The organism is Photorhabdus aballayi (genome assembly GCF_026153155.1).
GTDB lineage: Bacteria > Pseudomonadota > Gammaproteobacteria > Enterobacterales > Enterobacteriaceae > Photorhabdus > Photorhabdus luminescens.
In genome coordinates this window covers 118,979-130,851 of sequence record NZ_JAPFCD010000010.1, presented here as the reverse complement: position 1 = coordinate 130,851, position 11,873 = coordinate 118,979, and the positions used below count along the sequence as shown (strand labels likewise).

8 protein-coding genes and 1 pseudogene are annotated in these 11,873 nt (G+C 44.2%); 2 read left to right on the top strand and 7 right to left on the bottom strand.

Annotated elements, in window-relative coordinates; all coding sequences use genetic code 11:
* The 4 genes and pseudogenes from OO184_RS07960 to OO184_RS07945 all read right to left on the bottom strand — a co-directional run.
* Positions 1-464, bottom strand: a pseudogene (locus OO184_RS07960) (hypothetical protein); the annotation flags it as partial.
* A 72-nt stretch (positions 465-536) separates the two neighbouring features.
* Entirely contained in the window at positions 537-1,082 is a 546-nt protein-coding gene (locus tag OO184_RS07955) for an immunity 42 family protein (protein WP_265378710.1), read from the bottom strand.
* A 133-nt stretch (positions 1,083-1,215) separates the two neighbouring features.
* Entirely contained in the window at positions 1,216-1,695 is a 480-nt protein-coding gene (locus OO184_RS07950) for a hypothetical protein (protein ID WP_265378709.1), read from the bottom strand.
* Positions 1,692-6,851: a DUF637 domain-containing protein gene (locus OO184_RS07945; RefSeq protein ID WP_265378708.1), complete on the bottom strand. Its 5,160-nt coding sequence runs from the start codon at positions 6,849-6,851 to the stop codon at positions 1,692-1,694. The genes OO184_RS07950 and OO184_RS07945 overlap by 4 nt, the downstream gene beginning before the upstream one ends.
* Before the next feature lie 991 nt (positions 6,852-7,842).
* On the opposite strand from OO184_RS07945, the gene ltrA reads away from it, so the two are divergent.
* On the top strand, positions 7,843-9,210 hold the full coding sequence (ltrA, locus tag OO184_RS07940; RefSeq protein ID WP_265378707.1) for a group II intron reverse transcriptase/maturase: 1,368 nt from the start codon (positions 7,843-7,845) through the stop codon (positions 9,208-9,210).
* A 123-nt stretch (positions 9,211-9,333) separates the two neighbouring features.
* Here the strand turns inward: ltrA and OO184_RS07935 are convergent, their stop codons facing one another.
* Positions 9,334-9,948, bottom strand: coding sequence for a LysE family translocator (locus tag OO184_RS07935; protein WP_265378706.1), 615 nt, complete (start codon positions 9,946-9,948; stop codon positions 9,334-9,336).
* 178 nt (positions 9,949-10,126) lie between these two features.
* Between OO184_RS07935 and folA the strand changes: the two genes are divergently transcribed.
* The gene (folA, locus tag OO184_RS07930; RefSeq protein WP_265378705.1) at positions 10,127-10,612 is read left to right on the top strand and encodes a type 3 dihydrofolate reductase; all 486 of its coding nucleotides are present in this window, start codon (positions 10,127-10,129) and stop codon (positions 10,610-10,612) included.
* Between the two features lie 55 nt (positions 10,613-10,667).
* Here folA and apaH read toward each other — a convergent pair whose 3' ends face one another.
* Both apaH and apaG read right to left on the bottom strand, forming a co-directional pair.
* Entirely contained in the window at positions 10,668-11,483 is an 816-nt protein-coding gene (gene apaH, locus OO184_RS07925; RefSeq protein WP_265378704.1) for a bis(5'-nucleosyl)-tetraphosphatase (symmetrical) ApaH, read from the bottom strand.
* Between the two features lie 2 nt (positions 11,484-11,485).
* A complete protein-coding gene (gene apaG / locus OO184_RS07920) occupies positions 11,486-11,863 on the bottom strand; it encodes a Co2+/Mg2+ efflux facilitator ApaG/CorD (RefSeq protein ID WP_265378703.1) in 378 nt (125 codons plus the stop codon).
* Between the last annotated feature and the right edge of the window lie 10 nt (positions 11,864-11,873).

Genomic DNA, 11,873 nt, shown 5'->3' with positions numbered 1-11,873 from the left:
TTTAAGTGTACCGTCTTTAATCTGGCCCCAAATCTTGGCTGTTTAAAAAACTCTCCCATATTACTAACAGCACCTTTATTCGGCTGATAAGGCTGTTTATTCTTCCCAACAATCGAAGTAACCGAAGCTTTACCGCTGATAGCACCGCCAATACCGGCAGATTCTACCGCTTCTTTGGCTATTAATGCACCTTTTTCCCAGGCAGGCAGCGAGTTATATAACAGCCCTAAATCGTTCTGATTTTCTGTCGTCACAAACTGGCTGATACGATGAGCATCCTCAGCCGATAAGTTAAACATCCATCTTAAGCCACTAATGGCATCGGCTGTTTTTATCCCACTTTCCATTTCAGCCTGATAGGTTAGAGTGCATAATCCACCGTTCCCGGCACAGGCAGACAACATTTCTGCCCGTTGCGCAGCGCTCAGTTTGTTGTATTTGTTCCAGATTGCTTCGGTAGGCACTCCTTGTTTATTGGCTTCTTGACGCTTTATAAATAGCCCCAACCGTAGTTGGGGTTATATATGGAGACTATATTACAATGATATATAATATTTTTTTATATTGGCAATTATTTCTTTAACTTCATCTTTATAAAGTTTTGTTTCATAGAAATCGGGTTTAGGAATATCTTCCCAATAACCACAACCATTATTATCATATCTCAAGATACGTCGTTTTGCTCCGATGATTCTAACAATATCATTGTAAGATACAGCAAATACAGAACTACCAAAATCATCAATATTTTCTGTTGAAGCTTTATAAATATATGACGATTCAAAATCTTCTGGCACATCTAGGTTACTATCTACCAGATTAGGAGATATCATACCTAACATCGTGTTAAATGCTTCTTTGATTTCTTTATCAAATAGCTCTTTATTTTCAGGAAAAGAAACTAATGCATTTTTATCATCTAAAGAAAAAATATCCACATTTAATGTTGCGGTAGTTAGTTCATCAGGGAACATTTTCCCATTAATATAAAAATGGAATAACCCATTTTTGAATGAACTATCACTCCAATAGGGAATATATTCTACTAGTATCGCAAAACGATATGGATCACCAAAAATCATAATTTCTATCTCCACTTTCCAGAGACGTCTTTTGTTAACCAGCCTATCCCTATCAGTGAATTCTGTCTCTTAGTCAGATCTCCTGATTAAGAGACAGTTGTACTAGGAGGAATATCTCTGAGTCAGATTTTTCTCAGTTTACTTTAATTAAGGAAATTCCTTCATCTTTTAGCAAAGAATCAGGTATGTGATTAAACATATATATTTCATCACCTAAATTCATTACGCTAAATTGACCATAATCATAAAACACAAACATAAAACCGATAATATCTTGCTCAATTTCAGAATAAATAGCATTAACGTAAGAAAGTGGTTTCCCTATCAATCCATCAAATATTTTAAAATTAGATAGATCCATCACTGTTTCCTTACCATATTCTCCTAAGTCACTTTCCCTCAGTTCACCTTTACACAAAACGATTGATGTTCCATTAGGGCTACAAAGTAACTTCTTTGGCGAGTTATCAGTTTCACAAAATTTAATAGATAACTCTTGGGGATGTTCAACATCTGCTATGTCGTATATATAAATCAATCCATACACTGACTTAAGCCGTTTCCCTGTAATTTCAACTCCCCACTCATTGATTTCTCTAGTAACTAAACTCAATGTGGTTCTCCTTTTAGTGCATTCTTCACAGATGTATTATTAATGCCATCCTTCATAATGGTAACGAATGTGCCATCTGGTTTAGTGACAACAACATCATTTCCCTTTATTTTAAATAATACATCCCCTCTTGTTCCATTAGTTCCTTGTCCAGCAAAAACACCAGGAATTGTTTTATCTGGGTTATTACCTATTTCGTCTATTTTATCCAGAACCAATTTTCTATCCGCAGGATTTGATGGATTACCACCAAAATCTTTTACGTGCTTTCCTAGCTTTTTCCCTAATTGGGCATCATCAACTTTGAATACATTTCCAGCACCAGTACCTCTATTTGGGATTGATGTAGTTCCTGGTTTTGGCAATACTTTTATTTCATCACTGGCCTTATTGAGTAGTTTGGAGACTTCACCAACATTGCCTTTTTGTAAGGCTTGCTCTGCGGCTTTGATAGTTTTTCCAGCGGCATCACCTGCACCAGGAATAATGGCTATCGCGGCGGCCAGATAATCTAATGCGCTTTTAGCCTCTACAAAACCTTTGATATCACCGATAACTGGCACGAAGTCAGTACCAAAGCTAATCATATCGCCGGCTTGTTTACATGCATCCGGTGACTGCTGACAAAAGGCGCTTTTTTTCTCCTCGTAAGCTTGTATTGCACCCTGTCTTTCTTTCTCTGCTGCGGATAGAAGATGTGCCAGCGCGTTATATACAATGACAATTTCCCCGGCATTGGCCCCACTGTTAGCGCCTTTGGCGCTGTTGGTCGCAATGGCCCCTGCAACGCTGCCAATGATTTTGCCGCCCGCCTGAATTTTCATTGGATCATTGAATGTTTTATCCAATGTTATCGCGGCCAGTTCTGCCGCTAATGCCCCGGCAGCCGCCCCTTTGGCATCACCGCCGCCAATTTCCGCCGCAAGGGCAGAAACCACCGCGTGGCTGATGGCTTTTCCGGGTAAACCTAACACCTGACCGTTCTTGCCAATCAATCCGGCACCCTCGGCGTTAATCTGGCTGCCAATATTAGCCAGTAATGCGGTGGTAAAATTGTCCTTAAAACTCCCGCCATTGATGGCTGTACCCAGGCTGGAACTGATAATGGATTGACCTGCTACCCGTTGAGCCACTTTGCTCCAGTCCCTATTGCTCAGTTTAGGCAATGTCGCTTTTGCCGGGTCAATTTGCGTGCCATTGGCGGCTTTATCCCATCCCATGACGTTATCAAAGCCAGCCAGAGCGCCGCCAATTGCCATTGACGTGAGGGTTGATTTAACCGTATCGCTGCTTCCCATCACTTTTAAAGCTTTGGATAAGTCACCTTGATTATCCACCAACGCTACCGCTGCTTGAGAAGCGAGGGCGGCCATGCCGGAAGCGGTCGCGCCGTAAGCGACTGAACTCATGGCGGCGGCAGTGCTGGCAGTAGCGCCCGCTGCCGTGGCGGCTGAACCCGCGGTACTGGCGGCTGATCCGGCAACGGAAACTGTTAATCCGGCTCCCGCTGTCGCAGCGGCGACTGCAATCGCGATGACCGCAGAGACCACCGGATTCAGATGCTGACTTTTATAATCCCAACTGTCATAAGCGTCTTTAACTAAATTCCATTGAACGTCTTTACGTTCATGGAGTCCTTTCAGCCAGGCAGTTTCCGGTGTATTACCGAATATTGATACTGCATTTTGTAGCGCTCGACCATGTTGGGCTTTGATATCCGCGCTAACTCCTTTGGCCGCCTCTACGGTGAATTTTCCGCCGATATGAATAGCAGGGAGCACCCATTTGTTTTCGGTATAGCCTTTATCGGTCTGCTTGATATAAAAGCCTTTGGACTGGGTAATAGTCTGCTCAAAGGTACTGTTTTTGACCGCTTTGAAGTTGACTTTACCGTGAGTGCTGGTCAGTTTGGCATTTTTATTGGCGGCGATTTTACTGGCTTCATAGGTGCTGTCATCCCGGCTTAACAGATTGATATCACCGCCAGCGGTAAATTCAGTGACTTTGTTCGTAACATCATGACGAGTGCGTGTGGTGGTTTTCTTTTTACCGTACCACCTGCGTTTGGTTTCTGTTTTTTCATAGCGGCTGGATTCTTCCATCGCCTGAGCGTACAGATAACCGCCTGTCGCCGCGATATCCATTGCCCCTTTGGACGCTAGTTTGGTGGCCTGGAATAGAATGCTGCCGTTTGAAATAACCGTCAGTATGCCGCCGCTGGTCAGTTCAGTGCCGTTCTGAGTCACTGATTCGGTGGATTCACTGCCGTTTTCCCGATAAATGTGATTTTGCACTGATTCGAAGCGCATATTGCCGCCGGAGGAAAGTATGACATCACCACCCGAAGTCAATTTAGAACCCGCTGTGGTGATAGCGCCATTTGCCGCTATTGTCAGTTTTTTATCACCCCGGATTTGAGCCATGAAATGGAGATTCTCTTTGTCGTTATCATTGCGATATTGAATGGGGGAATAAACATAAGTCAGGAAAGGTAAAGTGATATTTCTGCCTGCGGATAATAATGTGTTTCCGTTGGCCTGTATCTGAACGGCTTCCCCGTTAATATCCCCACCACTCATTATGCTGATATTATTTTTTGCCGTGATTCTGCTACCTAATTCTATTGAACGTAAAGGTGGGACGTAATTACCCGATAAGAAAAGCTCTTCTAGTCTATGAAAAATCAATTTACGAGAATTGAGCGCAATATGTTTTGCCGCACTTAAATAAACATCTTTTCCGGCTGAGATGAAAGCGCCTTTAGTGAAAAGATTACCACCGGCATTAATCATTAATGACTCTGAGGCAGTTAAAACGCCGGTCATTGGCAATAGAGGCTTAAAACTTGCCTTCTCTTGTTCAGGCAAAATAGCATTAAGTAGATTTTTATCCCATTGGTCTGGATGCATAGGACCCGTTTGTCGTGGTGATAGCAGTCCATTGTTTTCTATTTCAATATCATTATTTGCTGTCAGAGAGATATGAGTACTTGGCGTTAAATATGTATTTTTTAAAAGTAGATTTTTACCGGCGTTGATTGTTAAATTACCATGAGAACTTAATGTACTCATTCTGCGGGTATTGTCTGCATTAAAATAACCGGGTTTTTCACTGCTCTGAAACCGTATATCTCCATTACGGCTGATAAGGGTAATATTTTTTCCTTTTACCTCACTTTGCAGAGAATGAATATTATTGATAGCTGTCATAGATACATTATTTGATGACAGCAATGAGGCATCATTAAGATTAATGTCTTTTTCAGATATAATATCTAGTGCATTAATTGCCTTTATTTTATCAGTAATGTCAATTTGCCCGGCATGGAGAATAATATTTTCTGCTGATAATGTTGCCGGTCGTTCTTTAATATTAACTTCTGAGACTGTTTTAACGTCATAAGGAAGAGCGGTATTAATATTAATACTGTCTTTGAAATCAGCAACAATGCTACCTCTCGCGATTATGCTTGCTGGCTCAATGACATTTTCCTCATCATTCCAGGTTTTGGTTTCTCCTGATTTTTTATAAGTATATACCGTTGGCGCGGGCTCAAGTTTAAGATCATAAATAATAAAATTATTGAGTGAACTTTTTCTTTTGCTTTCATTAATAAACCTATTTCCAGACAGGAAAATATCTTTTTCAGCCTTAATCTGACTGATTTGATTGAACACATTATTACTGTTAATGTAAACGTTTTTTCCAGAGGAGATAAAACCGGGCTGAGAATTGTTTAATACAATACTGTTAATCCTGCTATTATTTAAATAAGCTTTTCCTGTCCCATCCTCTTCAAGGCCAATACCACTAAAATAGGCATGCCCAAACCATTTGTCAGGAAGCGGAGTCAACTCTGCTGTTATCGTATAGGGTGAGCCAAAAATACTGATATCACTAAAGATAGTCATATCTCTATCTGTGAAATCTGGCGTGGCTTGCTTATTTTGCATGACAAAGATATTGCGAGTATTATTCAACTCCTTTGTCCTGATAACCAAATCCCCCTTCACGGTTTTTATCGTCGCAGATCTATTTTCGACTAATTTACCTTTATTCCCCTGAGCATCTTTCTGTATCCACATATTATCGTTGGCTTGTAGTAAAGCTTTGTCGCCTGTATTTTTCACCGTGTCGCCAAATATCCGCATATCCCGACTTGCGGTTACACTGCCTTTATTATCCAGAGTGGTATTTTTCAGAGTAATATCCCGTCCCGCTTGCACTTTAATATTTGGCGAAATATGGGTTTCTTTACCAACAATATTCAGGTCCGTTTTAGTTGTGATATTTCCCAGTTCAATTTTGCCATTGGCGTTTAAAGTAATATCGCGCTGGTTACTGGTTAACTCTTTTAAATTCACGCCAACGCCATCTTCAGTGGCAACCAGTCGGATTTTATTGGCGTACATGCCGCCTAACGCTTTGGTGTCAACGGCTAATTGAGGTTTAGTTCCTTCTCCAGCAACAGGTTTAACTGTGCCGTCTTTTAAACTGATTCGGTTAGCGCCTTGCGTCAGAGACAGGTTATTGGCTTGAATTTTTCCATTTAATTCCGTCGCCCGGCTGATAATATCGACATAATCCGTCGCCTTGCCGTCTAACCCTTTGCCGCCAATGGTGATTTGGCCTTTTTTAACTTCCAATGCTTCCAACGCGCCCTGTTTATCAAATTGGGGTTTACCCGTGGTCAGCGTTGCGCTCGAAGTATTAATAAAACCACAGCCATCACAAGTAATGCCGTTAGGATTGGCAATCATCACATTGGCTTTATTGCCGAAAATCTCCAACTGGCCTTGCAGATTAGATCGTCCGCTGCCGGTCACTTCATTAATAATCAGTTCCGCTGCTTTGCCATGCAGGTTAGGGTTAGCGTTAAGTTGTCCTGCCAGTTGTGATTTAGCCGCTTGCGTGGCGTTATTCAGTACGGCGCCTTGAGCGGCGACATTGAACTCTTTATAGGTGTTGTGAGATATCCCCGCGTCATTCGGCGTAGCAATATTCACCACCGGGACATTGCCCTGATTTTGTACCTGAGTCTGGTTATTATCCGGTGTTATTCCCGCGGCAATCGCCGGGTGTAACGGCTGGATTGCTGTCAGGTAAATTAAAAGATAACTCGTGCCTCTCGCCACGGAGTTGATGAGTTTACTCATCGTACTTTCCCTTTTGTTTAGTTTAAGTGTGACAACGTCAGTGGTACTGACCAATAAGTGACCCAGTTATCTGTGGTCAGGCTTCGGTGATAAAATGACCATCTACCCACAGAGAATATTGATGATTTAATAGTGACATTATTAAACTATTCTAATTTGAAATTAATTGACCGTCAGAATGGGTAGTGCGAAATGTGATCAGTATTTGGTTTTTTAATCCTGATAATGGGGAATCTATTATATTAAATGTCGTTAAATCACGATAAGGATGGAGATATTGTTCCTTACCCCAGCCATGACTCTTTCAGTTTTCGCGTGATGGTATCTGGCAATCGGGCTAGGATGAGCTCCCACGATGAAAGGGCGGGTAAAAAATTTAATCATTAAAGGTAAGAGGTCGTGATTAAAGATTTTTTAAAGTGGATGAAAAACTCAATCCAATACTGATCTTGGAAGAGAAAATGTCAGGAAAAATGGGTTTTAAGTTGATAAATGAGGCGGCAAAATTATGGCGTTAACCCAATAACATGAATAATGTACAGACTCGAATAAATCAGGGCTGGATTTTGAGGTGCGCTTTATTAAGCGCACTTTTTTATGTGTGCGCCCGGCATGGGCGCACTCCTGCGGGTGTAAGTCCCGCCGCGAGTTGATCACAGCAAGCGAAGTGAAGCGCAACTGCATGAGGGTGACTGAGTGTGGGGAGGAAGCGTGGAGCGTAAATCGTGAGCCGATGGACAAGAACCGGATATGAGGCGCTGCTGCGCAGGGCGAGCGGGCACGTTACCGCGAAGCTCTCGTGATCAAGGCGAAGCAGCGTAAATTCGGCGGTTGTACGATGAAGGAGTGCGTTCTTACCCGGGGAGATCTCGCAGAGAGCCTGAAAGGGCAACGGCACAGGACCGGAGCGAGAAGTCAGCAGAGGCCATAGTAGCCGGACAGATTCAAATCTGTCTGGCGAAGGGCTAAACGAGAGTGAGTATCTGAATCTATGTTGATATCTGAGGCCATGCGCCAGAAGCCTGTGAACACAGGGCGGTCTGCTGAACGTCGGGGTGAAGCCTCGTCCAAAGCGGGCAGCGGCGAAGCCGGAGATCCGCAACATAAGCAGGAAGATGCAGGGTCAGTGTTGATAAAAGCAATGCTGACGCGAGAAAACTTACAGTACGCCTTCCGAAAAGTGCGGGCCAACCGTGGGGCCGCTGGTGTGGATGGACTGGATATAGACCAGACTGCCATCCAGTTGCAGACAACATGGCCCGTTATTCGGGAGCAACTGTTAAATGGGGTATACCGGCCAAAGCCGGTATTACGGGTTATGATCCCGAAACCGGGGGGAGGCCAGCGTGAGTTAGGCATCCCGACAGTAACGGATCGATTAATCCAGCAAGCGTTGCTACAGGTACTACAACCGTTGCTCGATCCAACCTTTAGCGAACATAGTTATGGCTTCCGGCCCGGTCGCCGGGCGCAGGATGCGGTGTCAGCCGCACAGGCGTTCGCGCAGTCAGGTCGGCGTGTAGTGGTCGACGTGGACCTGGAGAAGTTCTTCGACAGGGTTGACCATGACATCCTGATAGGCCGTCTGAGGAAACGTATCGACGACGCCGGAGTAATCCGGCTGGTTCGTGCATATCTGAATGCGGGGATCATGGATGGCGGCACGTTAATACAACGGAAACTGGGGACACCGCAAGGCGGCCCTCTGTCTCCGTTGCTGGCAAATGTTCTGTTAGATGAAGTGGATAAAGAGCTGGAACGCCGGGGACACTGTTTTGTGCGGTACGCTGATGACTGCAATGTATATGTCCGTAGTCGTCGGGCGGGACAGCGAGTCATGACTCTGTTATGCCGACTGTTCGACCGTCTGAAACTGAAAGTCAACGAAGCAAAAAGTGCGGTAGCCAGTGCGTTCACCCGCAAATTCCTGGGATATGCCCTATGGGTAGCGAGAGGAAAAGTGGTGAAACTCAGAGTGGCGGCCAAAGCGATAGCGGCGTTCAGGTATCGAATCAGGAAACAGACGAAACGCAACGGAGGCCGAAGTCTGACGGAAGTCATACAGCGGCTTCGCCCTTATCTTCAGGGTTGGCGGGCTTACTTCAGTCTGGCCCAGACTCCGGGAGTATGGCAAAAGCTGGAGGAATGGCTTCGACACAGGTTGAGGTCGCTCCAGCTCAAGCACTGGCGACGTGGTACAACCATATTCAGGAAACTACGTGCGATGGGAGCGAGTCATAGCATCGCCCACAAAATAGCGCTTAACAGCCGACGTTGGTGGCGAAACAGTGACAAACTTCTCAATCATGTACTGGATCTTGCGTGGTTCGACAGGCAAGGCTTGCCCCGACTCGTGTAACCTCAAACTCCCGAACCGCCCGGTGCGGACCCGCATGCCGGGTGGTGTGGCAGGGGAGCAGGCTGAGAGGCCTGCCTCCTATGCCGATTTATTGGAAACTTAAAGAGAAAGAATCACTGTCTGTTATCCCAGCGCCACTTTGACACCTAATCCAATCAGAACAATGCCTAGTAGTTTATCGATAATCTTCTGAACCTTAGCTAATCCGCGGCGTACTGGTGAACTTTGGATCAATATGACTAATAGTGGCCAATAGATGACCGATAATCCCCAGATAATAGAGGCATACCACAATTTTTCACCAACACCAGAATTGATGTTTAGCACTTGAGTAAATATTGCCAGGAAGAACAACGTTGCTTTGGGATTCAGTAAGTTACATAAGAACCCCTGCATAAACGCTTTTTTGAAAGTAACAATCTGGCGTGGTTGATCATCGAAAGTGAGAGTATTTCCACCGCGTGAAAGCAGGCTATTGATCCCAATCCAAATAAGATAAGCCGCTCCGGCATATTTCATCAGATTAAATAGCCACGGTGTTGTGGTGATAACAATAGCCAACCCGGCGACGCAATAAGTCATATGGCAAGTGATAGCGGCGATTAAGCCCGCTACTGTCATCATGGCGGCAGAACGTTGGTAACGTATGGCATTTTTGACTACCAGAAAGAAATCAGGACCAGGAGAGAGCATACCCAACGTTGAGATAGTGATGACGACTAGTGATGTTTCCAGCATAATGTACCCTATAGTTAATATTAGCTTTGTTATTATTTTGATCAATAAATGTCTTAAGTAATAAAGCAAGTATAAATTAATCTTTTGTACTTAAGAAAGCGTTGAGCCTATCGACTGGGTACATCCCTTTCCGTATAGTGTCATCAATTTTTATACTATTTGCCTATAAGGTGACTTAATGAATATCAGCTTGATCGCTGCTTTAGCTATGGATCGGGTTATCGGCATGGAGAATAAAATGCCGTGGAATCTGCCGGGGGATTTGGCCTGGTTTAAACGTAATACATTGAATAAACCCGTTATTATGGGGCGAGTGACTTATGAATCCATAGGTCGCCCATTACCGGGAAGACTCAATATTGTATTGAGTAATCAGCCGGGTAATGATGAACGTGTAACCTGGGTCAGCTCAGTTGATGAAGCGCTGGCTGTGGCGGGTGATGCAGAAGAAGTTATGGTCATGGGCGGCGGCAAAGTTTATGACCAATTTATTTCACAAGCGAGTCGTATGTACCTGACGCACGTCGATGCAGAAGTGATAGGTGATACGCATTTTCCTGACTATGAACCGGATGAATGGGATTCTGAATTTACTGAATACCATGATGCCGATGAATTAAATTCTCACAGCTACTGTTTTGAGATTTTACAACGTCGTTTCTAATTGATAGAACACGCCGATGAACTTTTTTCACGGCGTGTCTGGCTTTAATGCTGTTTTACTGTGGTAACGATGATTGTGTGAAGTACTGTTTATCTTCCCAACGTAGCATTGTTAGTTGTCCTCCCCAACAACACCCTGTATCCAATGCATAAAATCCATTGGGTGTTCCTTGGCCTTCTAATGATGCCCAGTGACCGAAAACGATGGCATATTCTGATGAGATCTGGCGTGGCAGTTCAAACCAAGGCTTTAGTGGCGCAGGGGCGTTTTCGGGTTTATCTTTGCACAACATGTCCAATTGACCATTTGGAAAACAGTAACGCATACGTGTCAATGTATTGGTACTGAAACGTAAACGCGCCAGTCCAGAGAGTTCTGGTGACCAGTTGTTTGGCATATCCCCATACATGGAATTGAGAAACAGGGGGTAACTGCTACTGTTGAGCATGGTTTCAACTTCGCTGGCGCACATTTTGGCTGTTTCCAAATCCCATTGAGGCGTAATACCGGCATGTGTCATGAGCAGTTTTAGATCATCATCGCACTGTAGTAACGGTTGTTTGCGTAGCCAATTAATTAATTCATCGGCATCTGGCGCAGACAGTAACGTGTCAATTTTATCTTTAGGTTTATTACGGCTGATCCCGGCATAAACGCCCAATAAATGGAGATCGTGATTGCCTAATACCACTTTTGCGGCTGAGCCTAACTGTTTAACATACCGGAGAACTTTAAGAGAATCCGGGCCGCGGGCAACTAAATCTCCCGTTAACCACAACGTGTCCTTTTTAGGATCAAAATCGACTTTAGTTAATAAAGCACGTAATTCACGATAGCAGCCATGAATATCACCAATGAGATATGTAGACATAATCAATTAATCAGCGTTGGGATAGCCAGACGGAAAACCGGAATGGCAACGCGAAATGGCTCACCATTGTGGTCGATCATTTCATAATGGCCTTCCATAGTACCCAAAGGTGTTTCCAATATCGCGCCGCTGGTGTAACGGTATTCGGCCCCTGGCTGGATTATGGGTTGCTCACCAACAACGCCTTCCCCCTGAACTTCCGTTTGGTGGCTATCGCTGTTGGTAATCAGCCAGTAACGATTAATTAACTGGACCGGTTCGCGCCCAAGATTTCGGATAGTGATTGTATAGGCAAAAACGAAACGCCGTTGATCGGGACACGATTGGCTTTCTACATAAACACTTTGTACCTGAATAGAAACCCTAGGCGTATTAATCATAATTGACTCC